General features: G+C 63.2%; 16 protein-coding genes, 1 tRNA gene and 1 pseudogene. 8 read left to right on the forward strand and 10 right to left on the reverse strand.

Annotated features, from left to right (window positions below):
* Positions 1-220 precede the first annotated feature (220 nt).
* The 3 genes from NKI18_RS01930 to NKI18_RS01940 form a co-directional block, all read right to left on the reverse strand.
* Positions 221-1,018: an ABC transporter ATP-binding protein gene (locus tag NKI18_RS01930; protein ID WP_352614413.1), complete on the reverse strand. Its 798-nt coding sequence runs from the start codon at positions 1,016-1,018 to the stop codon at positions 221-223.
* Between the two features lie 11 nt (positions 1,019-1,029).
* Complete coding sequence (gene ntrB / locus NKI18_RS01935; protein ID WP_352614411.1) at positions 1,030-1,926, reverse strand: nitrate ABC transporter permease; 897 nt, start codon at positions 1,924-1,926, stop codon at positions 1,030-1,032.
* A 74-nt stretch (positions 1,927-2,000) separates the two neighbouring features.
* Positions 2,001-3,317, reverse strand: coding sequence for a CmpA/NrtA family ABC transporter substrate-binding protein (locus NKI18_RS01940; RefSeq protein WP_352614410.1), 1,317 nt, complete (start codon positions 3,315-3,317; stop codon positions 2,001-2,003).
* On the opposite strand from NKI18_RS01940, the gene NKI18_RS01945 reads away from it, so the two are divergent.
* Entirely contained in the window at positions 3,304-3,432 is a 129-nt protein-coding gene (locus NKI18_RS01945; RefSeq protein ID WP_352614408.1) for a hypothetical protein, read from the forward strand. The two genes, NKI18_RS01940 and NKI18_RS01945, sit on opposite strands and share 14 nt — an antisense overlap.
* 244 nt (positions 3,433-3,676) lie before the next feature.
* Here NKI18_RS01945 and NKI18_RS01950 read toward each other — a convergent pair whose 3' ends face one another.
* Positions 3,677-4,915, reverse strand: a complete 1,239-nt coding sequence (locus tag NKI18_RS01950) for a CmpA/NrtA family ABC transporter substrate-binding protein (protein WP_352614407.1) — start codon at positions 4,913-4,915, stop codon at positions 3,677-3,679.
* Positions 4,916-4,917: 2 nt separating this feature from the next.
* A complete protein-coding gene (locus tag NKI18_RS01955; RefSeq protein ID WP_023676288.1) occupies positions 4,918-5,517 on the reverse strand; it encodes an ANTAR domain-containing response regulator in 600 nt (199 codons plus the stop codon).
* A gap of 127 nt (positions 5,518-5,644) precedes the next feature.
* Here NKI18_RS01955 and NKI18_RS01960 point away from each other — a divergent pair.
* The 3 genes and pseudogenes from NKI18_RS01960 to NKI18_RS01970 all read left to right on the forward strand — a co-directional run.
* A pseudogene (locus NKI18_RS01960) lies at positions 5,645-6,002 on the forward strand (ABC transporter permease); the annotation flags it as partial.
* A 229-nt stretch (positions 6,003-6,231) separates the two neighbouring features.
* Positions 6,232-7,326, forward strand: a complete 1,095-nt coding sequence (locus NKI18_RS01965) for a branched-chain amino acid ABC transporter substrate-binding protein (RefSeq protein ID WP_352448431.1) — start codon at positions 6,232-6,234, stop codon at positions 7,324-7,326.
* 30 nt (positions 7,327-7,356) lie between these two features.
* Positions 7,357-9,873: an adenylate/guanylate cyclase domain-containing protein gene (locus NKI18_RS01970; RefSeq protein WP_502900643.1), complete on the forward strand. Its 2,517-nt coding sequence runs from the start codon at positions 7,357-7,359 to the stop codon at positions 9,871-9,873.
* A gap of 232 nt (positions 9,874-10,105) precedes the next feature.
* On the opposite strand, the gene NKI18_RS01975 is transcribed toward NKI18_RS01970, so the two are convergent.
* From NKI18_RS01975 to NKI18_RS01985, 3 genes are all read right to left on the reverse strand, one after another.
* The gene (locus NKI18_RS01975; protein WP_352614404.1) at positions 10,106-11,605 is read right to left on the reverse strand and encodes a helicase HerA domain-containing protein; all 1,500 of its coding nucleotides are present in this window, start codon (positions 11,603-11,605) and stop codon (positions 10,106-10,108) included.
* 150 nt (positions 11,606-11,755) lie between these two features.
* Positions 11,756-13,822, reverse strand: a complete 2,067-nt coding sequence (locus tag NKI18_RS01980) for a PAS domain-containing hybrid sensor histidine kinase/response regulator (RefSeq protein ID WP_352614403.1) — start codon at positions 13,820-13,822, stop codon at positions 11,756-11,758.
* A 52-nt stretch (positions 13,823-13,874) separates the two neighbouring features.
* Positions 13,875-19,586, reverse strand: coding sequence for a HAMP domain-containing protein (locus tag NKI18_RS01985; protein WP_352614754.1), 5,712 nt, complete (start codon positions 19,584-19,586; stop codon positions 13,875-13,877).
* A gap of 32 nt (positions 19,587-19,618) precedes the next feature.
* On the opposite strand from NKI18_RS01985, the gene NKI18_RS01990 reads away from it, so the two are divergent.
* Entirely contained in the window at positions 19,619-20,179 is a 561-nt protein-coding gene (locus NKI18_RS01990) for a hypothetical protein (protein WP_353018710.1), read from the forward strand.
* A gap of 230 nt (positions 20,180-20,409) precedes the next feature.
* Here the strand turns inward: NKI18_RS01990 and NKI18_RS01995 are convergent.
* Both NKI18_RS01995 and NKI18_RS02000 read right to left on the reverse strand, forming a co-directional pair.
* Positions 20,410-20,485, reverse strand: a tRNA-Ala gene (locus tag NKI18_RS01995).
* A gap of 163 nt (positions 20,486-20,648) precedes the next feature.
* The gene (locus tag NKI18_RS02000) at positions 20,649-21,038 is read right to left on the reverse strand and encodes a TIGR02300 family protein (RefSeq protein WP_023676282.1); all 390 of its coding nucleotides are present in this window, start codon (positions 21,036-21,038) and stop codon (positions 20,649-20,651) included.
* A gap of 194 nt (positions 21,039-21,232) precedes the next feature.
* On the opposite strand from NKI18_RS02000, the gene aroA reads away from it, so the two are divergent.
* The 3 genes from aroA to rpsA all read left to right on the forward strand — a co-directional run bounded on the left by aroA (position 21,233) and on the right by rpsA (position 25,418).
* Positions 21,233-22,591: a 3-phosphoshikimate 1-carboxyvinyltransferase gene (aroA, locus tag NKI18_RS02005; protein ID WP_352614399.1), complete on the forward strand. Its 1,359-nt coding sequence runs from the start codon at positions 21,233-21,235 to the stop codon at positions 22,589-22,591.
* Between the two features lie 273 nt (positions 22,592-22,864).
* Complete coding sequence (gene cmk, locus NKI18_RS02010; protein ID WP_352614397.1) at positions 22,865-23,515, forward strand: (d)CMP kinase; 651 nt, start codon at positions 22,865-22,867, stop codon at positions 23,513-23,515.
* A gap of 205 nt (positions 23,516-23,720) precedes the next feature.
* Positions 23,721-25,418, forward strand: a complete 1,698-nt coding sequence (rpsA, locus tag NKI18_RS02015) for a 30S ribosomal protein S1 (protein WP_023676278.1) — start codon at positions 23,721-23,723, stop codon at positions 25,416-25,418.
* Positions 25,419-25,511: the final 93 nt, after the last annotated feature.

The following is a 25,511-nucleotide window of genomic DNA, read 5'->3' on the forward strand; positions in this document are numbered from 1 at the left end:
CTACATTTTGGAAAGCAGGAAGCGTGCCAATTCGACAGCGCTCTTAATTATCGAATGAAATCAATATGAACCGCAGCCGCGCGACTTTTGACCAAGCTCGGCAGCGGATCAAAGATTAGTCAAAATGCCTTGCACAGCAGCATAATGTTTGTGCAATGCGGTAGATTGCCCACTGCCGATGCAGTTGCCAATGATGATGACGAGTTTTCCTGTTATGGCCTTACTCCGCGGCTTCGACGAAGCGGTGGCGTTCGTAGAGGAATTTCAGCACCGCCTCGCGGCAGCGCAGGAAGGTGCGGTCGGAGGAAAGCTCGATGCGCCGACGCGGCCGGGCCAGCGGCACGGCAAGAACCTCGCCGATGGTGGCCGCCGGGCCGTTGGTCATCATCACGATGCGGTCGGACAACAGCACCGCCTCGTCGACATCATGGGTGATCATGATCGTCGTCGAGCCGAGCCTCGAATGGATATCCATCACCGCGTCCTGGAGATGGGCGCGGGTCAGCGCGTCGAGCGCCCCGAACGGCTCGTCGAGCAGCAGGATCTTCGGCTCCATGGCCAGCGCCCGGGCGATGCCGACGCGCTGCTTCATGCCGCCCGAAATCTCGGCCGGACGTTTGTCCTTGGCATGCGCCATCTGCACGAGATCGAGATTGCGCATGATCCATTCATGCCGCTCGGCCCGGCTCTTGCTCCGGCCAAGGACCTTCGTGACTGCCAAATTGATGTTTTCGTAGACGGTGAGCCATGGCAGCAGGCTGTGGTTCTGGAACACCACGGCGCGTTCCGGGCCGGGACTATCGACCTCCTTGTCTTCGAGCAGAACCGCGCCGGCCGAGACCTTGGTCAGGCCGGCGATCAGGTTGAGCAAGGTCGACTTGCCGCAGCCGGAATGGCCGATGATCGAGACGAATTCGCCCTTGTCGATGGTCAGCCGGATGTCCTTCAGCACGTCGCTGACCTGGCTGCCGCGGGCGAAGGATTTGTCGATGTGGTCGAGTTTCAGATAGGCCGTCATCGTCCCTCTCCTCACTTTGCCGTTGTGCCGCGGGTGACGAAGACGCTGACCGTCGCGACCAGGCGATCGAGGCAAAAGCCGGTGACGCCGATATAGGCGAGTGCGACGATGATGTCGGGCAGCCGCGACGAATTCCAGGCATCCCAGATGAAGAAGCCGATACCGACGCCGCCGGTCAGCATTTCGGCGGCGACGATGGCCAGCCACGACAGGCCGATGCCGATGCGCAGGCCGGTGAAGATGTAAGGTGCCGCGGCCGGCACCATGATCTTCACGAAGAATTCGAGCTGGTTGAGCCTGAGGATGCGGGAGACGTTGCGATAGTCCTCTGGAATGTTACGGACGCCGACGGCGGTGTTGATGATCACCGGCCAGATCGAGGTGATGAAGATGACGAAGATCGCCGACGGGCTGGAATCGCGGAACGCCGCCAGCGACAGCGGCAGCCAGGCGAGCGGCGGTACCGTGCGCAGGATCTGGAACACCGGATCAAGGCCGCGCATTGCCCAGATCGACTGGCCAACCAGCGCGCCGAGCGCGACGCCGACGACAGCCGCCAGGCCAAAGCCGATGGCGACGCGCTGCAGCGAGATCAGCACCCGCCAGGCGAGTCCGATATCCTGCGGGCCATTGTTGAAGAACGGATGGGCGATCAGGTCATAGGCCTCGTTCCACACCTGGCTCGGCGGTGGCAGGCTGGCTGTGGGCGACGAACAGGCGACCTGCCAGACGACGAGCATAATGGTGATGACGATGACCGGCGGCACCAGCGTGCTGGCCAGTTCGGCGGCGATCGCGGCCGGGTCGAAGCGGCGCCGCGCCCTGGCGGTCAAGGCGATGATTTCGGCGGGCTTGGCCGGTGCGGGGAACGGCTTCACCTTGCGGTCCTCGATGGCTTGGATAGACATTTCTCGAAAAACTCCTTGGCGGCAGGTGCAAGGCAGGCGGCGCTGCCACCGCCTGCCGCGCATCTATGTCAGGCTCAGGCCGACACCTTGATCTTCAGGCTGTCGAGATAGGCGGACGGGTTGGCCGGATCGAAGATCTTGCCGTCGAAGAAGGTTTCGGTGCCGCGCGATGATGAGGCCGGGATATCTGCCGCGGCGACACCAAGATCCTTGGCCGCCTCGCGCCACAGATCCTCACGGTTGACCTGGTCGACCAGCGCCTTGATGTCGGTGGTCGGCGCGAACTTGCCCCAGCGTATGTTTTCGGCGAGAAACCAGGAGTCGTGGCTCTTAAAGGGATAGGACACGCCGCCCTGCCAGAACTTCATGTAGAGATCGGTGCCGTTGGCGACGCGGCCATTGCCGTAATTGATGTCGCCCTTGAGGCGGCCGATTATGTCGGCGGTCGGCACGTTCATCCATTGCCGCTTGCCGATGATGGCGGCCATCTCGTCCTTGTTTTCTTTTGCCTCGCACCATTGCTGGGCTTCCATGACGGCCATCAGGATCGCCTTGGTGGCGTTCGGATACTTGTCGATGAAGGCGGCGCGCAGGCCGAGCGCCTTTTCCGGATGCCCCTTCCATAGCTCGCCCGTGGTGGCGGCGGTGAAGCCGACGCCCTGGTGGACGAGTTGCTCGTTCCACGGCTCGCCGACACAGAACACGTCCATGTTGCCGACCTTCATGTTGGCGACCATCTGCGGCGGCGGCACGACGATGGTCGATACGTCCTTGTCGGGATCGATGCCGCCGGCGGCCAGCCAGTAGCGCAGCCAAAGATCGTGCGTGCCGCCCGGGAAGGTCATGGCGGCCTTCACCTCCTTGCCTGCGGCCTTCTTGGCCGCGAAGGCGTCCTTCAGCTTTGAGGCGTCGAGGCCGACGCCGGTGCCGGCATATTCCTGGGCGACGGAAATGCCCTGGCAGTCGTAGTTGAGGCGGGCCACGATCGCCATCGGCAGCGGCTGCTTGTTTTGCGTCACCTTGCCGGTGTGCATCAGATAAGGCATCGGCGTCAGGATATGGGCGCCGTCAATGCCGTTGGCTTCGCCGCCGAGCACCAGATTATCGCGCGTCGCCCCCCAGGAGGCCTGCTTGAGCACCTCGACATCGGGCATGCCGAATTTCTCGAACAGGCCTTTCTCCTTGGCGATCATCAACGGTGCTGCATCAGTCAATGCGATGAAGCCGAGCTTGGCGCCCGTGACTTCCGGTACGGCGGTCGCCGCATGGGCGCCGGAGGGCAGCAGCGCACGCGTCGCGGCCAGCGTTGCCGCGGTGGCCGCGCTGATCCTCAGGAAATCGCGGCGGCTGATCGCCGTTTGGACGGAATGGCTATTGGTGCTTTTCGTCATCGTCATCTCCGGTTGGGCGCGGCTTGGGATCGGCGCCGTCGATTGCGTGTTCGACCAAAACAAAAAAGCCGCCGGCCAGGCCGCGCGCATCCGTCCATCCGGGATCGCGTGTTGACCTGAGCGGCAGCGTTGCCTGTAGCGCCCGCCATTGGACGCCTATTTCGTGACCCCGAGAAGAGTCTGCCTATTGCAACGCAGGAACCGTGCCAGTTTCGGAATGGATGACAAACGTCAACGAGATCAATGACATGCCAAAATCGTCGGCGCGCCGGCCCGCTGGGCGAGCAAGCCAAAGATTGTTCATTAGCGCAGTTGCACGCACATTTTTTGTGCAGCGCACAAGAATGCCGCCGAAATGATCAGACTTCGGCACGCGCCAATTTCTGGCCGGCAATGTAGGCGTCGATCTCGTCGGGATCGAAGATCTGGCCATCGAAGAAACCATCGGGACCGAGCACCAGGCTTGCCCCCGCCGAACCGACCGGAGTCGCGGCCTTCAGCGCGCCCTCGACCTTGGCATTGGCACCGGGAAGCGCTACGCCAAGCGGCTTCAACGCCGAGCGGTAGAGATCGGGGCGGTAGCAGTCGCGGGCAATAGCGAGGTTTTCCGGCGTGTGCGCGACATGCCCCCAGCGCACCATCTGCGTGTAGAACCACAGCGCATGGCTCTTCCACGGGAAGTTCGCCGCCTTGTTGAAGGGCAGAAAGAAGTCGCCGACACTCAGTTCGGCGCCGCCGCCGAGCGCCAGATGGCCGCTGAGGATCGGCATCTGCAGCGCCGGCGCAAGCCCGAGGAAGGCCGGCTGCGCCATCAGGGCCGCGAGTTCGCCACGGTTTGCCGGATCCTGGCACCAGCGCGCCGCGTGATGAAGCGCACGCAGCAGGGCTGAAAGCGCGTCCGGCTCTCTTTCCGCCCATGCCTTGCGCACGCCGACGACTTTCTCGGGGCTGGTCTTCCAGATGGCCGCCTTGACCGTGGCGATATGGCCGGTGCCGGCGACGACCGAGGCGCTGTTCCAGGGTTCGCCGACGCAGTAGCCGTCGATCCTGCCGGCGGCGAGTGCGTCGGCCATGAAGGGGGGCGGCACGATGACGATCTCGATTTCACGCGACGGGTCGATGCCACAGGCGGCGAGCCAGTAGCGCAATTCGTAATTGTGCCCGGAGTGCGGATGGACGACGGCGAAGCGAAGCGGATCGCCGCCGGCATTTGCCTGTTCGCGGATCAGCGCTCCCAACGCCCTGCCGGCCCGCGCCGGATCGAGGTCGGGTCGGGCGCCGTGCGCGGCCATGCCCGCCCAGACGGCGTTCGAAACGGTCACGCAATTGCCGCCAAGGCCGAGCGAGAACGGCACGACCGTGTCGGAGGCGAGCGGCGTCAGCCCCAGATTGCAGGCGATCGGCATTGGCCCCAGCATGTGCGCCAGATCGAAATGGCCGATGGCGATGCGGTCGCGGATGTTGGCCCAGGACGTTTCCCGGTTTAGCGTCAGGTCGATGCCTTCACGCAGGGCGAAGCCGATTTCCTTCGCCGCGACAAGGACAGCGCTGTCGAAGAGCGGCATGAAGCCAGCATTGATCCGGTGCTCGGCCGCCATCGTCAACTCTCCTCGGGATCCAGCAGGCCTGCCGCCGTTACCAGGCTCTGGGCGATCTCGGCGATCTTGCGGTTCTGGTTCATGGCGGTCTTGCGCAGCAGCGTGTAGGCCGCGTCCTCCGACAGGCCGCGCGACTTCATCAGGATGCCCTTGGCGCGATCGATCACCTTGCGGCTTTCCAATTCGCTGCGGGCTTCTTCCAGTTCGCGCGCCATGCGCGAAAACGCATTGAAGCGGCTGATTGCCATGTCAAGGATCGGCTTGACCCGCTCCTGACGCAGGCCGTCGACGACATAGGCCGACACTCCGGCTTCCACCGCTGCCTCGATCGAAGCCTGATCCGAGCGGTCGACGAACATGGCGATCGGCCGCTTCACCACGCGCGAAAGCTGGAACATGTTTTCGAGCATGTCGCGGTTGGGATTTTCGAGATCGATGACGATGACGTCGGGTTCGATCTCGGCGATCCGTCGCGCGATGCCGGCGACGTCGTGGATGACCGTGACCTGCTGATGCCCAGCCTCCCGCAATCCCGCTTCGATTATCGAAGCGCGGATGTGGTTTTCATCGATCACCAGGACAGTGAGGGATTTGCGGATCATGCCGCATTTTGCGCAGGCGAGACGATTGTGCAATGCGGCATCGCGAGATTCACGGAAACAAAGCCGGCGTCCAGGCGCCGCCTGAGGAATTGGACGCGACGGCCAGCGTCGCGGCGGTGGTGCTGGGGCGGTCGGCGACAACGAACGGGCAACACGCCTGTCCGGCGTCCGCTGCTGGCAGGTGATCACGGCGCTCTCCGTTATCTCGAGCGTGCTCGTCGGCACTGCACTACATCGGCCTGATCAAAGCCGTCGCTCGCCGACCCGCTGGTGCTGCCTTGGGTGGCCGCCGCCGTCGTCGGCGGCACCTCGATCTTCGGCGGCCGCGACGGGCTGCACCGGCACAATCAACGGCGCTGATCCCCACCGCGCTGACGACGCTGCTGACGATTTTGCAGATGCCGGAAGGGGCGTGGTAGATATTGTTTGGGTTAATCGTGCTGTTTGTGACGGCGGCTTATTTGCGGATTGTGGAGGAGAGATAGGGGGAAGCTGAGGCGGGGGATCACGACGCTCACTCCGGTCAGTGGTAACGTCCGGATTTGGCGCGCGATTCCGACCTCAGCGAACGAAGTTATGACACGCCATTCCAGTGTATGCTTGCTTCGCCAAATTGGGTGTGCGCTGCAATAGCAGCCCGAGACAGTCGCGCTTGCCGAAGGGGCTGTCGGCTTTAACGGGATTGGCGTAAGCTGCAGTTAAGGGGGTGCACACATGCACCGCATCATCGCCATAGCGATCTTAGTTCTCGCGGCCGTGTTCAGCTCCGCGCGGGCGGAGGTGTTGATCGGCGTCTCGGCTGCGATGACGGGACGGCTCGCCTGGATCGGCGAGCAGGGACAGCGCGGCGCGGAGATGGCAGTGGCCGACGTCAACACAGCGGGCGGCGTGCTCGGCCAGAAGGTGAGGCTCATCTCGGTCGACGACTTCTGCGATCCCGAGCAAGCCGTGGCGGCCGCCAAGAAGCTGGTGGCTGACGGGGTCGTGCTCGTCGTCGGGCATTATTGCTCCGGGGCCTCGATCCCCGCATCAAAAGTGTACGAGGAGGCGGGCGTCGTTGAGATATCCCCAGGCTCGACCAATCCGCAGCTGACCGAACAGGGCCGTGCCAATGTCTTTCGCACCATTGGCCGCGACGACGCGCAAGGTTTCATCGCTGGCAACTACCTTGCCGATCGCTGGGGCAACAAGAAGATTGCGATCCTCCACGACAACTCGACCTATGGGAAGGGTCTCGCCGACGAGACCAGGAAGCAGCTGAACAAGCGGGGCGTGACTGAGGCCGTTTACGACGCATACATTCCCGGGAAGGACGACTATTCGGCCGAGGTCGCTACGTTGCAGACCGCCGGCGTCTCCGCCCTATATGTGGGTGGGTATCATGCCGAGGTTGCGCTGATTGCTCGCGCTGCACACGACAGTGGCTACACGGTTCAGCTCATATCCGGAGATGCTTTGGCGACCGAGGAATTTGCCCTGATCGCCGGCCCCGCGGCAGAGGGGACCCTCTTCACGTTCCCGGCGGACCCGAGGCGAAGCCCCGAAGCGGCCGCGGTCGTTGAGCAGTTCCGTGCGGAGAATTTCGAACCCGCGGGCTACACGCTGTTGAGCTACTGCGCGGTCCAGGTTTGGGCCCAGGCAGTCTCGAAGGCAGGTTCGCTGGAACAGAAGGCCATCATTGCGGCACTGCACGAACAGGAATTCGACACCGTCATCGGCCGGGTCGATTTCGACGACAAGGGCGACCTCACGAAGCAGAGCTGGGTTTGGTACGTCTGGCGCGGCGGAGAGTACGTGCCGGTTGAATAGGGTTCGCTGATCGCCGGCGTGCCGGCTGAGATGTCTAGTCTGATGCAGACCAGTGTGGCCGGACTGTTCCGACTCGCCGAGCTTGAACGCCTCGGCATACGCGGCCGGCTGTTGCTCGCCTTTTTCGGGATCAGCGCCCTTGCGGTGCTGGCAACCGCTGCGGCGCTTTATGCCTTCCTCCAGGTTGGCGACGTCGTGGACCGAATTACCACGGATCGAGTGCCGTCGGCGCTCGCCTCCCTCCAGCTGTCGCGCCAGGCCGAACGGGTCGCTGCTGCCGCGCCATCGGTGCTGGCAGCGACAAGCAGGGCTCAGCACAGCGAGGTCTCGGCTGCCGTCGCGCTCGAGATGTCCCGCCTCGAGGCCCTGCGCACGGACCTCCGGGATGCCACGTTGGGCACAGTGCCTTTGGCCGAGATCGAGGAAGCCGCGATTGTTCTGAGGCGCAACCTGAAGGAGCTCGACTCTCTTGTTGTCGCCCGGCTCGACGTGGTCGCCCGCAAGGAGGAGCTCCTGAACCGCCTCGCCGCGACGACGACCGGAAGCCAGCGCCTTGTCGCCACCGGCATCCTAGTAATGGATTCCAGGCTCCCGCAATGGCGGGCGGTCGCGGCCGACACGTCGCTGTCGCCCGATCGACGCGCAGCGGCGATGGCCGACCTGGTCCAGGCGATTGCGGCCTACATTCCCCAGCAGAAGGCGCAGCTGGAGATCTCGGCGGTCAACGACGCGCTGGTGAAGGTCGCGAACGCGCCGACGCCTGGCGACCTGGCGTTGATCCTTTTTCCGCTACGCCGTTCGCTCACTGCTCTTGAAAAGGTTTCCACGGAGATCGACGAAAAGCTGCGGACCCGCTTCCGGCAGCGTGTTGACGAGTTCAGGGGTTTGACCGACGGCGAGGACAGCATCCCCAAGGTGCGGGAGGACGAGTTTGCTGTCCTGGCACAGGGCGAAAGGCTTCTGGCCGAGAACAATCGACTGTCGCGCAATCTCACCGCTGGCGTCGATCGCCTGGTCGCCACGGCAGATCAGGAGATCGCTGCGTCCGGTCGCGAAGCCGCGCTCGTCCAGCGCTACGGCACCGCGGTTGTACTCGGCTCCGCCTTTCTCAGCCTCCTGAGTTCGGTTCTGGTTGTCTGGCTCTATGTCGACCGCAGCCTCCTCGCCCGACTGGGGGCCGTGAGCCAAGGCATGCTCGCGATTGCGGGGGGCAATCTTCGTGCGCCGCTGCCAGCCGCGGGCAGCGACGAAATCGGGCGCATGGCCGAAGCGCTGAGACTCTTCCGGGATACTGCTGTCGAGGTCGAGGAAAAGAACCTGCGCGACGTTGCGGAAGCTCGTCAGCGGCTCATCGATGCCATCGAAAGCATCTCCGAAGGATTCGCTCTGTACGACTGGGAGGACCGGCTAGTCCTCAGCAACAGCCGCTACCGCGAATTGCTCTACACCGGTCTGGAGACCGAACTGACGCCCGGCACGACATTCGAGCAAATCATTCGCCGATCCGCTGAGCGCGGCTACATCAGGGACGCCGAGGGGCGGATCGAGGAGTGGGTCGCCGAGCGCCTCTCGCGGCACCGCAACCCTGGCGAACCTTGGGTGCAGCGGCGAGGCGACGGGCGATGGGTCATGGTCAGCGAGCGGCGGATCAGCGCCGGCGGCACGGTCGCCGTCTATTCGGACATCACTGAGCTGAAGCAAAGGGAGGAGAACCTCGCCGAGAAATCCGTGGTTCTGGAGGCGCTTTCCAGCAAGCTGGCGAAGTATCTGGCGCCCCAGGTGTATCGCTCGATATTCACCGGCCGCCAGGAGGTCAGGATCGCCAGCCAGCGGAAGAAACTGACAATATGCTTCTCCGATATCGCCGGCTTTACCGAGACCACTGACAAAATGGAATCCGAGGATCTCACCCAACTCCTCAATCACTATCTGACGGAAATGTCGAAAATTGCTTCGGATCACGGCGCGACGATCGACAAATATGTCGGCGACGCGATCCTGATGTTTTTCGGCGATCCCGAGACTCGCGGCGTCAAGGAGGACGCGCTGGCTTGCGCGCAGATGGCACTTGCAATGCAAAAGCGGATTAGCGAGCTTGCCGAAGTCTGGCGGGACATGGGGATCGAAACACCGCTGCGCTGTCGCATCGGCATCCACACCGACTACTGCACCGTCGGTAACTTCGGCAGCGAGGACCGGATGGATTACACGATAATCGGCGGCGCCGTGAATCTCGCCTCGCGCCTGGAGCAGGAGGCGCCGCCGGGGGCCATACTCATTTCCTACGAGACGTTTGCGCAAGTGAAGGACGCAATCGACTGTGAGGAACTGGGGCAAGTCCAGGTCAAGGGGATCGCCTATCCCGTCGCCACCTACCGCGTCATCGATCTGAAGGCCAATTTGGCGGCCGCTCGTCGTGCTGTTCGAACCGAGCTGCCGCACTTCAGGTTGGAACTTGAACCGGAGCTGATGTCCCCTGACGAGCGTGGCGATGCCGCCAACGCACTTCGAGACGCGCTGGATCGGCTTCGTCACAAGACTGGGTAGTAAGGCTTGGTCCACAACGACCCCTCCCAATGGACACAAGGAGTGGGATGTGGGACGCCGCTCATTGGCGCTATCGATGCGAAGGCCGCAGAACGGTCGCGGTCAGTCTTCGAACTCGGGCGGAACGTCCGCATCGGAGCCGAGACTTAACATTCACGGCATCACTGGCAAGGTCCGGATATGGCGCTTTGCTGATGTTGAGTAACGTCAGTTTTGGCCTAAACCACCCCAATCAAACAGCCACCCTCCCCTGCTCCGCCTCCGCCGCATTCGGATCGCCCGGCGCCGTCGCCCAGGCCAGCTCCACCAGCGTCACTGTCCGCCGTCCGACCCCGTCGAGCTGGCAGACGATCAGGCCCTGTTCCTCGATATAGCTCAGCAGGCGCCGGGCGCGGCGTAACGAGTGCGAGCCGTAGGCGCGGGCGATTGCCGCGTCGCTCGGGCAGGGCCAGCCCTCCTTGGCGGCGCGAGCGATCATCATGAACACGCCTTGCATGTCCTCGGGCAGCAGCGAGGCGCGCACCGAGACGTCCTGCCAGGCGTCGTCGCCTGCCATGTCGGAGCCGAGGCCGGCGCGGGCGCGCGTCAGCATGCGGCGGAACTCGGGCAGGTCCGGCACGACCGAGGCGAGGCCCTCGATGCGGCAGCGGACCACGAACTCCTGATAAAGCACGCCGATGACCCGGAAGCCGGCATCGGGTTGCGCCAGCACGGCGCGCAGCACCCGGTCGACGCGCTCGCGCCGCTCCGCCAGATCCTCGGCGCTGATCGGCGGCTCCACCGGTTCGGGGCGGATTTCCAGCGCCGCCGATTTTGCCGCCATCAGCTGATCGAGCAGGTCCGGCGACGACCGGCGCTGCGGCCGCACGGTTTCGGGCGGCGGCGCCGCCAGGATGATGGCGCGGGCATCCTCCAACGCCGCTTCCGGCAGCGGCATCAGGCGCGGGGTCGCGTTGCGCGGACTGGTATCGGTCGGGCCGATGCGCAAGCCGAGCGGACGGCGCGACAGCGCTGGGCCGAGCGCCATGAATTGCCCGCGCTCCAGGTCGCGAAAAGCCTCCGCCTGGCGGCGCTCCATGCCGAGAAGGTCGGCGGCACGCGCCATGTCGATATCGAGAAAAGTCCGGCCCATGAGGAAATTGGAAGCCTCGGCGGCGACGTTCTTGGCGAGCTTGGCCAGCCGCTGAGTGGCGATGATCCCGGCCAGCCCGCGTTTGCGGCCGCGGCACATCAGATTGGTCATGGCGCCGAGCGAGAGCTTGCGTGCCTCGTCCGAAACCTCGCCGGCGACGGCCGGCGCGAACAGCTGCGCCTCGTCCACCACCACCAGCATCGGGTACCAGTGGTCGCGGGCGACCTCGAAAAGCCCGCCGAGGAAGGCGGCGGCGCGCCGCATCTGGTTCTCGGCGTCGAGCCCCTCGAGATTGAGCACCGTGGAGACGCGGTGGATGCGCGCCCGCTCGCCGGCGCTCTGCAGGCCGCGCTCGGTATGCTCCTCGGCGTCGATCACCAGATGGCCAAAACGGTCGCCCAGCGTCACGAAGTCGCCTTCGGGGTCGATGATGGTCTGCTGCACCCAGGGCGCGCTCTGCTCCAAGAGCCGGCGCAGCAGGTGGGACTTGCCGGAGCCCGAATTGCCCTGCACCAGAAGCCGCGTCGCCAGCAGTTCCTCAAGATCCAGCGCCGCCGGGGCGCCTGCGCTCGTCTGGCCCATCTCGATCGCAACGGTCATGTCTCGACTCTCCTTGCGGAGAGGGCTTATCAACCGCATCACAGCCCGTCGAGCGCGCCATGGCCGGCGCTCCGTGTTGCGCACAGGCTGGATGTCGCGGACAATCGAGGATACGGAACGTACCGTTTCGATTCGATGAGGCTTGTCTCTTCAGGTCGAAAACCGGTACCCGCCTTTCACCGGCTGGGCCTGCCTGGCTTTCTGCGAGCCGGCGCGCGCGGCCGCCGCAAGAATGCTCTCCATCAGGTCCTTTTCGCGCAGCGGTTTGCCGAGCAGCGGCACGTCGGGGGGCCGGTCGGCGATCGCGTCGGCATCGGCATATCCCGTTATCATCACCGCCGGCCAATCGGACCGCAGATTGCGGGCGAACCGAATGACCTCCAGGCCCGAGAGCAGCGGCATGGCAAAATCGGTGACGATGACATCGAAATCGTACGGCGCCCGCTCGATCATCGCCAGCGCTTCGGCACCGCCCCCGGCACAGGTAACCGCAAAGCCGTGTTGGCGAAGCGATTGGGCCGTCAGTTCCCGTAGTACATTGCTGTCGTCGATCAGCAGGACCGATGGATAGTCCTCGCCGGCATTCCCGACGCTGTCGTCGGGATCGGACTTCTCGGCGATTTCCACCGGGCGCTCGATTGAACGCGGCATCCAGAGCTGGACGGATGTTCCACTGCCGACGGTGCTTTCAATGCGAAGCGTGCCGCCCGATTGCTTGACGAAACCATGCACCGTGCTCAGACCGAGGCCAGTGCCTTTGCCGACCGGTTTTGTGGTGAAGAACGGTTCGACGACCTTGGCGAGAATGTCAGCCGGTATGCCCGACCCCGTGTCCTTGACCGTGACCACGACATAGTCGCCCGCCGAAATATCCTCGGCTGCACTGCCTAGCGTTCGATTTTGCGCCTCCACAATTATCGTGCCGCCGGACGGCATGGCATCGCGCGCGTTGAAGACCAGGTTCATCAGCGCGAGCTCCAGCTGGCTGGCATCGACATGCGCCGGCCACACAGCGTCGTCGACAAGCCAATCGAAACGGATCAGGCCGCCCAGGACCGGGGCCACCAACCCGTTCATTGTATCGCCGAGCGCGGCGAGGCGCACGGCCTGCGGCCTCAGCGTCTGGCGGCGCGAGAAGGCAAGCATGCGGTTGACGAGCTCGGCGCCTTGTTTTGCCGACCGGCGTGTCAGTTCCAGAACCTGCCTGGTCTGTCCGTCGAACTCGGCATGGCGCTCGAGCAATCCCAATCCGCTGAGAATTGCGGCAAGCAGATTGTTGAAATCATGCGCCAGGCCGCCGGTAAGCTTGCCGATCGCGTCGAGGCGCTGCGACTGCAGCAGCTGGTCCTCAAGCTCGCGCCGCTCGGTAACGTCCAGCAATGTGCCGAGGATCTCGGGCTTCCGGCCGTCGGAGCCATTCGACAGGACGCCCTGGTCGAGAAAAATCCGGTAATTGCCGTCGGCGCATTGCCAGCGGAATTCGCAGGTGTAGGAGCCGGTGGCCTTGGCTGCGAGCAGGACCTCCCTCACTCTCGGCAGATCGTCGGGATGAACGCGGCTCAGGCCGAAGCCTGGATCGGCGGTCAGCCGTTCCGCAGGAAAGCCGGTCAGGCGTTCGACCCCTTCGGTGACAAAGCTGGCGCCGAACGGCGGCTCCGCCGCCCTTGCGTGGAAGCAGACCGGAAGAGAGCTCAAAATGGCATGCTGCCGCTCCTGTGCGCTGCGCAGCGCCCGCTCGGCCTCGAGCTTTTCCTTCTGCGCCTGCAGTGCCTGGGCCAGCAGCCGTTGCTCGGCAGCCGCCTTTTGCTGGATTTCGAGCGTCTTCTCATGAAGTTCGACGAACACGGCAACCTTGGAACGCAGCATGGCCGGGTCGAAGGGCTTGAACACGTAATCCACCGCGCCGGCGTCATAGCCGCGCAGCATGTGCGCGTCTTCCTTGTTGATGGCGGTGAGAAAAATTATCGGCGTTCGCCTGGATTGCTCGCGCTGGCGGATCAATCCCGCGGTCTCGTAGCCATCCAGCCGGGGCATCAGCACGTCCAGCAGGATGACTGCGAAATCCTCCTTCAGCAGTGCGCGCAACGCCTCTTCGCCCGACTGCACGCAGACGACTTCACCGATAGGGGCCAGAACCTCGCCGATCGCCAGCAGATTGCGCTCGTCGTCATCCACGGCCAGGATGCGCGCCTTTGCCGGCCCCGCTGCCGGCGCCATGACCTCCAGCTTCCTTGCTCCGTTTCTCGACAGCTTCTGCATCGAGCGGCCGTCAGTTCACTGCCATGAGCGTCTTTTCCGGACCATGGACACGGGATCGCGAACGGCCGATCCAGACACGCAGCAATGCCAACAGCAGATCGAGATCGACAGGCTTGGCGATGTAGTCGGAGGCGCCGGCGTCGAGGCACTTCTGCCGGTCGCCCTTCATTGCCTTGGCTGTGACCGAGATCAACGGGATATGGGCGATCGCCGGCATGCTGCGGATCTGCCGCATCGTCTCGTAGCCGTCCATTTCCGGCATCATGATATCGATCAATGCGGCATCGATGTCCGGGCTCTGCTCCAGAAGCGCGATACCTTCCCGGCCGCGCTCCGCATGCAGCACCTGGATGTCATAGGTCTCGAGAACGCTGGTGAGTGAATAGATGTTGCGGATGTCGTCGTCGACGATGAGGACCTTTGCGCCGGCGAGGTCGAACTTGTCCGGCTGTTCGGCTGCCGCACCATCGTTTTCGTGGCCTCGCCCGGGGAGTGTTGCCGACATCAGGAGAGCCAGCTGCGCGAAATTCTCCGCCCGCGGAACATCCGCCAATGCCGGATGCAAGGCGAGCGACTGTTGCAGCGCTTCCGGATGAGGCGCAAAGAACAGCAGTCGCGACACCGACTGCCCGAACAGGACGGCAATCTCATCCAGCATCTGGGCGTTGTCCTTGGCCGAGCGGCCAAAGCCGAGCACAACGGCATCATAGTTGGCGATGCCGATTTCGTCCGCATTCGCCGCGACGCGGCCGATCGCCGTAACCGAGGTGACGCCGTCGCGGATCGCCTCGATCAGCGAAAGGCGGCGCTCGGGATCGGGATCGGCAATCAGGACGCGGCTCTGGACGCGGAGCTTTCTGGAATGAATATCCTGGAAGACCTTCATCAGTTCGTCCGACGATACGGGCTTGGTTGAAATGCTGGATGCACCCTTGCGGGCAAGCACCTCGATGTCTTCGGCGCCCGAGATGACATGAACGGGAATGTCCTTGGTTTTCGGGTCATGGCGAAGCAGATCGAACAACACCCAGCCGTCGATATCCGATAGTCCGAGATCGAGCGTAATCGCGTCGGGAACCAGCTTGCGTGCCAAAGCCAGCGTGCCGGAGCCCGCGGTCGACAGGACGCCTTTCAGCCCGGCCGAACGTGCAAGGCCGAGCAGCAAACCGCCGAAGGTCGGGTCGTCCTCGACGATCAGCACGACCCGATCTTCCGACGAGATCGTGTCGCGGTCATCGAGCAATTCGGAGGACGGCGGGCTCGGTTGCGCTGTCGTCGCGGCCACCTCCATCGCCGGCAGCAACGCCGCTTGCGGGGCCAAGGCCATCCGGGGTCCGTCGAATGGAATGACCAGAGTGAACGTCGAACCCTTGCCCGGCGTGCTCTCGACCCGCAATTCGCCGCCGAGCAGCCGGGCAATCTCCCGGCTGATCGAGAGCCCAAGCCCGGTGCCGCCATATTTGCGGCTGGTGGTGCCGTCGGCCTGCTGGAAGGCTTCGAAAATCAGCTTCTGCTTGTCCTGCGGAATACCGATGCCGGTATCGCTGACCACGATCGCGAGCGCCTCCATCGGTTGCGCCGAGCCGTTGTGACGGCCCGTCTTTTCGGCCCGGAAATTCAAGCGGACCTCGCCTTGCGAGGTGAACTTGAAGGCGTTCGACAAAAGGTTGAGCACGATCTGCTGCAAGCGCTTCTCGTCGGTGCGGACGGTCTCCGGCAGCTCGGGGTCGACATTGATGGTGAAGCCAAGTCCCTTGTCGGTCGCCAGCTGCCGGAAGGTTCGCTCCATATGCTGGCGAAGATGCACCACGGGCATATCGTTGATATCGATCGAGACGGTGCCCGATTCGATCTTCGACAGGTCGAGGATGTCGTTGATGAGGCTCAAGAGGTCGGTGCCGGCCGAATTGATGGTGCGCGCGAACTCGACCTGCTTGTCGTTGAGATTGCCCTGCTGGTTGGTTGCGAGCAGGTTTGAAAGGATGAGCAGCGAGTTCAGCGGCGTGCGCAGTTCGTGGCTCATATTGGCGAGGAATTCCGACTTGTATTTCGAGGTAAGCGCCAGCTGCTCGGCCTTCTCCTCCAGCGCCCGCCGCGCCATCTCGATTTCCAGGTTCTTGTTCTCCACCTGCTTCTTTTCGTTCTCGAGCAGCTGCGCCTTTTCCTGCAGCTCCTCATTGGTGGCGTGCAGCTCCTCCTGCTTCTTGGTCAGTTCGGTCTGACGCGCCTGCAATTCCGAGGTCAGCAGCTGCGACTGCTTGAGCAGGCCTTCGGTGCGCATGGTGGCGGCGATGGTGTTGAGAACGATGCCGACGGATTCCATCAGCTGGTTGAGGAACGACTGGTGCGTGTCGCGGAATTCGCTGAACGAGGCGAGTTCGATGACGGCCTTCACCTCGTCTTCGAACAGAGCCGGAAGAATGATCACGTTCGCCGGCGCGGCATTGCCAAGGCCGGAGGTAACGCGCAGGAAATTCGGCGGCACATTGTCCAGCATGATGGCGCGCTTGTCGGCGGCACTCTGCCCGACAAGCCCTTCACGCAGATCGAGGCGTTGCTTGATTTCCGCCTTGCTTTCGGCGCCATAGGAGGCGGCGAGCTCCAGATAGAATTCATCCTCGTCGCGGTTGGTCACATAGAACACGCCATATTGCGCATTCACCAGCGGGGCGAGTTCGGACATGATGAGGCGCGAGATCGTGGCCAGGTCGCGCTCGCCCTGCAGCATGCGCGAGAAGCGGGCGAGATTGGTCTTCAGCCAGTCCTGCTCGGCATTCTTCAGCGTCTGGTCCTTCAAATTGCGGATCATCTCGTTGATGTTGTCTTTCAGCGCCGCCACCTCGCCGGAGGCCTGGACGCTGATCGAGCGGGTCAGATCGCCCTTGGTCACCGCCGTCGACACCTCGGCAATGGCGCGCACCTGGGTCGTCAGGTTGGCCGCGAGCTGATTGACATTGTCGGTCAGGTCGCGCCAAAGGCCGGCAGCGCCGGGCACCCGGGCCTGGCCGCCGAGCTTGCCTTCGATGCCCACTTCGCGGGCGACGTTGGTCACCTGGTCGGCGAAGGTCGCCAGCGTCTCGATCATGCCGTTGATGGTGTCGGCGAGCGAGGCGATCTCGCCCTTGGCATCGACCGTCAGCTTGCGCTTGAGATTGCCTTGCGCGACCGCGGTCACGACATCGGCGATGCCGCGCACCTGGTTGGTCAGGTTCGTCGCCATCAGGTTGACGTTGTCGGTCAGGTCCTTCCAGGTGCCGGCAACGCCCTCGACCCGCGCCTGGCCGCCGAGCTTGCCCTCGGTGCCGACCTCGCGGGCGACACGCGTCACTTCGCCGGCAAAGGAGTTCAGCTGGTCGACCATGGTGTTGATCGTCGATTTCAGCTCCAGGATCTCGCCCTTGACGTCGACGGTGATCTTCTTCGACAGGTCGCCGCGCGCCACTGCGGTGGTCACCTCGGCGATGTTACGGACCTGGCCGGTCAGGTTCTCGGCCATCGAATTCACATTGTCGGTCAGATCCTTCCAGGTGCCGGCAACGCCGCGCACCTGCGCCTGGCCGCCGAGCTTGCCTTCAGTGCCGACCTCGCGCGCAACGCGCGTCACCTCCGAGGCAAAGGAATTCAGCTGGTCGACCATCGTATTGATGGTGTCCTTGAGCTCGAGGATCTCGCCGCGCACATCGACCGTGATCTTCTTCGACAGGTCGCCCAGCGCCACCGCAGTCGTCACCTCGGCGATGTTACGCACCTGGCCGGTCAGGTTGGCAGCCATCGCATTGACATTGTCGGTCAAGTCCTTCCAGGTGCCGGCAACGCCGCGCACCTGCGCCTGGCCGCCGAGCTTGCCGTCCGAACCGACCTCGCGCGCCACGCGCGTCACCTCGGAGGCGAAGGAATTCAGCTGGTCGACCATCGTGTTGATGACGTCCTTGATCTGCAGGATCTCGCCCAGCGCATCGACGGTGATCTTCTGGGTCAAATCGCCGGTCGCAATTGCCGTCGCCACCTTGGAGACGTCGCGCAACTGCACGGTCAGATTGCCGGCCATGGCGTTGACGTTGTCGGTCAGGTCCTTCCAGGTGCCGCCGACACCCTCGACATGCGCCTGGCCGCCGAGCTTGCCTTCCGACCCCACTTCGCGCGCCACACGCGTCACTTCCGAGGCGAAGGAATTGAGCTGGTCGACCATCGTGTTGACGGTATCCTTGAGCTCGAGGATTTCGCCCTTGACGTCGACGGTGATCTTCTTCGACAGGTCGCCGCGGGCAACGGCGGTCGTCACCTCGGCGATGTTGCGGACTTGGCCGGTCAGGTTGGCGGCCATCAGGTTGACGTTATCGGTCAGGTCTTTCCAGGTGCCGCCGACTCCTTTCACCTCGGCCTGGCCGCCGAGCTTGCCTTCGGTTCCGACCTCGCGCGCCACACGCGTCACTTCCGAAGCGAAGGAATTGAGCTGGTCGACCATCGTGTTGATGGTGTCCTTGAGCTCGAGGATTTCGCCCTGCACGGCGACGGTGATCTTCTTCGACAAGTCGCCCGAAGCGACGGCGGTCGTCACCTCGGCGATGTTGCGGACCTGGCCGGTCAGGTTCTCGGCCATCGAATTGACGTTGTCGGTCAGGTCCTTCCAGGTGCCGGCGACGCCGCGCACCTGCGCCTGGCCGCCGAGCTTGCCCTCGGTGCCGACCTCGCGGGCGACGCGCGTCACCTCGCCGGCAAATGAATTCAGCTGGTCGACCATGGTGTTGATAGTCGATTTCAGCTCGAGGATCTCGCCCTTGACGTCGACGGTGATCTTCTTCGACAGGTCGCCCAGCGCCACAGCCGTCGTCACCTCGGCTATATTGCGCACCTGGCCGGTCAGGTTCTCGGCCATCAGGTTGACGTTGTCGGTCAGGTCCTTCCAGGTGCCGCCGACACCTTCGACGCGCGCCTGGCCGCCGAGCTTGCCTTCTGTACCGACTTCGCGCGCGACGCGCGTCACTTCCGAGGCGAAGGAATTGAGCTGGTCGACCATCGTGTTGATGGTGTTCTTGAGTTCGAGGATTTCGCCTTTCACGTCGACGGTAATCTTCTTCGACAGGTCGCCGGAAGCGACGGCGGTCGTCACCTCGGCGATGTTGCGCACCTGCCCGGTCAGGTTCGTCGCCATCGCGTTGACGTTGTCGGTCAGGTCCTTCCAGGTCCCGGCCACACCTTTCACGCGGGCCTGGCCGCCGAGCTTGCCTTCGGTGCCGACCTCGCGCGCCACGCGCGTCACTTCCGAGGCGAAGGAGGCCAGTTGCCCGACCATGGTGTTGACGATCTTGCCGATGCGCAGAAACTCGCCGCGCAGCTGCCGGCCGTCGATTTCGACCATCATCGTCTGCGACAGGTCGCCTTTGGCGACCGCGCCGATGACGCGCGCCACTTCGGCCGTCGGCTGAACCATGTCCTCGATCAGATCGTTGACGGAACGGACGCTCGATTCCCAACTGCCGGTGGCGTTGCGGACACGGCCGCGTTCGCCGATCCGGCCATCCTTGCCGACGACCTTGCTGAGGCGCTCAAACTCGCGCGTGACCTGATCGTTGAGTTCTACGATTTCGTTGAAAGTGTCCGCGATCTCGGAATCAAGGCCGGCGTAGACATTGTCGATACGAACGGAGAAATCACCGCTCCGAAAAGCCTTCAGCGCGTTCAGTATTTGACGGTGGTCCAATTGCCTTGTGGATGCAAGCACGCTCACAGCGCCCCTCCCAGCTCACGGATTTCTTGAATGTCCTGGTGAAACTGTCCCCTGCGGCCGACACAACTCCCCGCAAGCGCAAGAACGCGGCATGCTCGATTTGGTTCCAGACGAAATTGCCGCTATGCGGCAGGAATTTCGCAGCCGCATTCACGATACGACGAGCAACAAAGATCCATAATGATTGTATCGATCAATATTTCTGCCCAACGGAACATCTCGAAAAAACTCTCGTTGGTATAGATCGCGATAGAGCGATGCAACTCGATGGAGACACTAAGATGATGAAAATTCTCTCTGCATCCCTACTTGCTATCGGCCTGGCCACATCTGCCATGGCACAATCCATGGGCTCCGGGACTGGTAGCGCCGATGGCAATACCGGCGTCAACACAGGCACTTCCGGCGGCAACACCGGGACCGGCAGCGCAACTACCCCGAACACGATCGATCCGAACGCAACGAATGCTACCACGCCGCAGACAAACGGTATGGAGGACCGCTGTAAGGATACGGCGAGCAGCGATACCGACAACAACACCCCCAGCGGCGCCATGACGTCGGATATGCAGAACTGCAACAAGTAACGGAGTTTTGCGCAGCGGTCATTTCAGCCCGCTGCCTGGTCCAGACCGGTGCTCGCGGTTCAAACCACAGCCAGAACAATGCACAGACCGGGCACGGGCTCACTACTTCTGAATGGATCGGCGAGCCCAAGTAGGGCGGCCGATTACACTAGTCTCAGCTAGGTTCTGCGATAGGCGGCGGCCAGCCCGGACGGGCGGGCGGCCGTTCTGCTGATTTTCGTGGAGAGAACTGGTGGAGCCAATCGGAATCGAACCGACGACCTCTTGAATGCCATTCAAGCGCTCTCCCAACTGAGCTATGGCCCCACTCCGGCAGTTCACCGGCGCCGTTTCCGGCGAAGAGATCCGGCGCGGGTTCTAGACCGCGCCGTCAGTGCAGGCGGCTTCTAACCCCGCCTTCAGTCAATATCAAGCCTTCAAGAACCGCTTTTTCTAGGCAGCGCCGCGAAAGCCGGCGAATGCGGTTCGCTCAGACCTCGTCGTCGTCTTCGCCGACGCCGATCATGTCGGCAACGTCGTCGTCTTCTTCCTCCTCGTCGGCGAGGAACGTGTCATCCTCGTCATCGCCAAGGTCAACGTCGTCTTCGTCATCGCCGAGATCGGGAAGCTCGTCGGCCTTCGCGTCCTCGTCCGCCTCTTCGAGCGAGACGACCTCGACGCCCTCTTCCTCCTCGGCGTCCACTTCCTTCTCGGCAACTTCCTCTTCCTCCTCGAGAGCGGCGATCTTGCCTTCTTCGAAATAGGAGCGCGGATAGCTCTTGCCCGTGTAAGGCGAGACGATCGGGTCCTTGTTCAAGTCATAGAATTTTCGACCCGTCTCCGGGTCGATGCGTTTGGTGCCAAGTTCGGGTTTTGCCACAGCAAGCCTCGTCGATGAAAGTTTGGTCCCCTTAACCAGAGTTTACGGCGCTGTCAAAGCGAAAAGCCGGCGTCCCAAAAAGCTTGAATTCGAAGGCCTTCATACCAAGGGGATGACCATTTCGGTACGCCATGATAGGAGACCCCGCAAACCAGCAGAAAATGGCCGGCCGCCGGCGTTTCCAGGAAAGAACCATGTCGCACACTGCCGCCCCGAAGCAGGCCACCGCCCGCAAATCATCTGGCCTTTCAGGCGCGGCACGGGTGCCGGGCGACAAGTCGATCTCGCACCGCTCGTTCATGTTCGGTGGCCTGGCCTCCGGCGAAACCCGTATCACCGGGCTGCTCGAAGGCGAGGACGTGATGCGTACGGGCGCTGCCATGAAGGCCATGGGCGCCCATATCGAGAAGCATGGCGCTGAGTGGGTGATCCGCGGTACCGGCAACGGCGCGCTGCTGCAGCCGGAAGGCCCGCTCGATTTCGGCAATGCCGGCACCGGCTCACGCCTCACCATGGGCCTGGTCGGCACCTATGACATGGAAACCACCTTCATCGGCGACCCCTCGCTGTCCGGCCGGCCGATGGGCCGCGTGCTCGAACCTTTGCGCCAGATGGGCGTGCAGGTGCTGAAGGCGACGCCCGGCGACCGCATGCCGATCACGCTTCATGGGCCCAAGCACGCCGCGCCGATTACCTACCGCGTGCCGATGGCATCGGCACAAGTCAAGTCGGCGGTGCTGCTGGCCGGGCTGAACACGCCGGGGATCACCACCGTCATCGAGCCGGTTATGACGCGCGACCATACCGAAAAAATGCTCAAGGGGTTCGGCGCCAATTTGTCGGTCGAGACCGACGAGCGCGGCGTGCGCCACATTTTCATCGAAGGCCAGGGCAAGCTCACGGGACAGACGATCGCGGTGCCGGGCGACCCCTCCTCGGCCGGCTTTCCGCTGGTGGCGGCGCTGATCGTGCCGGGCTCGGACATTACAATCGAAAACGTGCTGATGAACCCGACCCGCACTGGACTTCTGTTGACGCTGCAGGAAATGGGCGCGCGCATCGACATAATCGATCCGCGCAACGAAGGCGGCGAGGATGTTGCCGATCTGCGCGTGCGTTACTCCGAGCTGAAAGGCGTCACCGTACCGCCGGAACGGGCGCCGACGATGATTGACGAGTATCCGGTGCTTGCCGTGGCGGCCAGCTTCGCCGAGGGCGAAACGCTGATGCTTGGCCTGGAAGAGCTGCGCGTGAAGGAATCCGACCGGCTGTCAGCAGTGGCCGAAGGGCTGAAGCTCAACGGCGTCGACTGCACCGAGGGCGAGGCTTCGCTTGCGGTGCGTGGAAAACCTGGCGGCAAGGGATTGGGCCAGCACCCAAATGGACAAGGCACCATCGTCCAGACCCACCTCGACCACCGCATCGCCATGAGTTTCCTGGTGATGGGGCTGGCGACGGAAAAACCGGTGACCATCGACGACCAGGCGATGATCGCAACGAGCTTTCCGGAATTCATGGGACTGATGAAGGGGCTGGGCGCGGAGATCGAGTAGCTTGATGGCAATCAATAGCCTTGGGGGTTGGGGCCAAACTGGAACGTCGGCGGGACAGCGCCCCCCTCTGTCCTGCCGGACATCTCCCCCACAAGGAGAGAGATTGGCAGCTTCGGCGCTCCGCTCAATCCTGCGACGTAGACAATCGGCGAAAGCCGCGATGGCCGCCGATCTCCCCCCAAGTGGGGGAGATGTCCGGCAGGACAGAGGGGGGCGCGAAGGATCGCCACGCCTATCTGGATCATTGCGCTTTTCGATTCCGGTGGGCGGCCAATGACCTCAACTTTCACCATCGCCATCGACGGACCTGCCGGTGCCGGCAAAGGCACCCTTGCCCGGCGGCTGGCCGATCACTACCGGCTGAACCTGCTCGACACCGGTCTTACCTATCGCGCGGTGGCGCATGCGCTGCTCCGGCTCGGCCTGCCGCTCGACAATGTTTCGGCCGCCGAAACCGCGGCCCGGCAGGTCGATCTGGCAAAGCTCGACCGGGCAGTGCTTTCGGCACACGCCGTTGGCGAGGCGGCTTCGAAAGTGGCAGTGATCCCGTCGGTGCGGCGCATCCTGGTCGAGAAACAGCGTGACTTCGCAAGAACACCGCCTGGCGCGGTGCTCGACGGCCGCGACATCGGCACCGTCGTCTGTCCCGATGCCGACGTAAAACTCTATGTCACGGCCAGTGCCGAGGTGCGGGCAAAGCGGCGGCTGGATGAAATCGAGAGCATCGGCGGCACTGCCAATTTCGATGAAATCCTTGCCGATATCGTGCGCCGCGACGAGCGCGACATGGGCCGCATGGACTCGCCCTTGAAGCCGGCGGCCGATGCGCACTTGCTCGACACGTCGGAAATGGCTATAGAGGCCGCGTTTCTGGCAGCTCAGGCGATCATCGACAACGTCCTGGCCAAGAGAAACGAAGCCTGAGCCGGGTTTTCCTGCCGCCGCCGATTGCCGGCGACAACAAGAATTCCCATATCGGGTATGAACCAGCCTGCCAGCATTCTTCATGCGCCGGAATTGCCGCTCAAGGGCGGCCAAGGGCTTTTTGCCCGGAACGCCGGCAGGCCAACGCAACGCTAACCCACGGCGCCCGCCCCGCGACAGATTGCGGGGCATTCCAGGAGAAACTATGTCAGTTGCAAATCCCACTCGCGATGATTTCGCGAGCCTGCTCGAAGAATCATTTTCCGCCGGCCATTCCGGCGAAGGCCAGGTCGTCAAGGGCATCATCACTGCCATTGAAAAGGACATGGCCATCATCGACGTCGGCCTCAAGGTCGAAGGCCGCGTGCCGCTGAAGGAATTCGGCGTCAAGGGCAAGGACACGACGCTCAAGGTCGGCGACACGGTCGAGGTCTATGTCGAGCGTATCGAGAACGCGCTTGGCGAAGCCATGCTGTCGCGCGAAAAGGCCCGCCGCGAAGAGAGCTGGGTCCGTCTCGAAGAGAAGTTCACCAAGGGCGAACGCGTCGAAGGCGTCATCTTCAACCAGGTCAAGGGCGGCTTCACCGTCGACCTCGACGGCGCCGTGGCTTTCCTGCCGCGCAGCCAGGTCGATATCCGCCCGATCCGCGACGTCTCGCCGCTGATGCACAACCCGCAGCCCTTCGAGATCCTCAAGATGGATCGCCGCCGCGGCAACATCGTGGTGTCGCGCCGCACCGTGCTTGAGGAAAGCCGCGCCGAGCAGCGTTCGGAAATCGTGCAGAATCTCGAAGAAGGCCAGGTGGTCGAAGGCGTCGTCAAGAACATCACCGACTATGGTGCGTTCGTCGACCTCGGCGGCATCGACGGCCTGCTGCACGTCACCGACATGGCATGGCGCCGCGTCAATCATCCGACCGAAATCCTCAATATCGGCCAGACGGTCAAGGTGCAGATCATCCGCATCAACCAGGAAACCCACCGCATCTCGCTCGGCATGAAGCAGCTCGAGAGCGATCCGTGGTCCGAGATCGGCACCAAGTTCCCGATCGGCAAGAAGATCAAGGGTACCGTCACCAACATCACCGACTACGGCGCGTTCGTCGAGCTGGAGCCGGGCATCGAAGGCCTCATCCACGTTTCGGAAATGTCGTGGACCAAGAAGAACGTGCATCCCGGCAAGATCCTGTCGACGACGCAGGAAGTCGACGTGGTGGTGCTCGAAGTCGATCCGGCCAAGCGCCGCATCTCGCTCGGCCTCAAGCAGACGCTGGAGAACCCGTGGGAGGCCTTCGCGCGCAGCCACCCGGTCGGCAGCCAGGTTGAGGGCGAGGTCAAGAACAAGACCGAGTTCGGCCTGTTCATCGGCCTCGAAGGCGACGTCGACGGCATGGTCCACCTTTCCGACCTCGACTGGACCCGTCCTGGCGAGCAGGTGATCGAGGAGTACAATCGCGGCGACATGGTCAAGGCGCAGGTGCTCGACGTCGACATCGACAAGGAACGCATCTCGCTCGGCATCAAGCAGCTGGCCAAGGATACGGTCGGCGAAGCAGCGACGTCAGGCGAACTGCGCAAGAACGCAGTTGTCACCTGCGAGGTTATCGGCGTGAAGGATGGCGGTCTGGAAGTGCGGCTGGTCGACAGCGGCATCGAGACCTTCATCAAGCGCTCCGATCTCAGCCGTGACCGCGACGAGCAGCGCCCCGAGCGCTTCACCGTCGGCCAGAAGGTTGACGCCCGCGTCATCGCCTTCGACAAGAAGACCCGCAAGCTGCAGGTCTCGATCAAGGCGCTGGAAATCGCCGAAGAGAAGGAAGCGGTCGCTCAGTACGGCTCAACCGATTCCGGCGCTTCGCTGGGCGATATTTTGGGTGCCGCGCTGAAGAAGCAGGGCAGCTAAGCCAACATCGCGCCTCGCGCGGGTTATAAACGAAACAAAAAGCCCCGCCGGAACGATCCGGCGGGGCTTTTTGCTTGTGACCTTGCTTGCGAC

The sequence above is a fragment of the Mesorhizobium sp. M0800 genome (genome assembly GCF_040320095.1).
Taxonomy (GTDB): domain Bacteria; phylum Pseudomonadota; class Alphaproteobacteria; order Rhizobiales; family Rhizobiaceae; genus Mesorhizobium.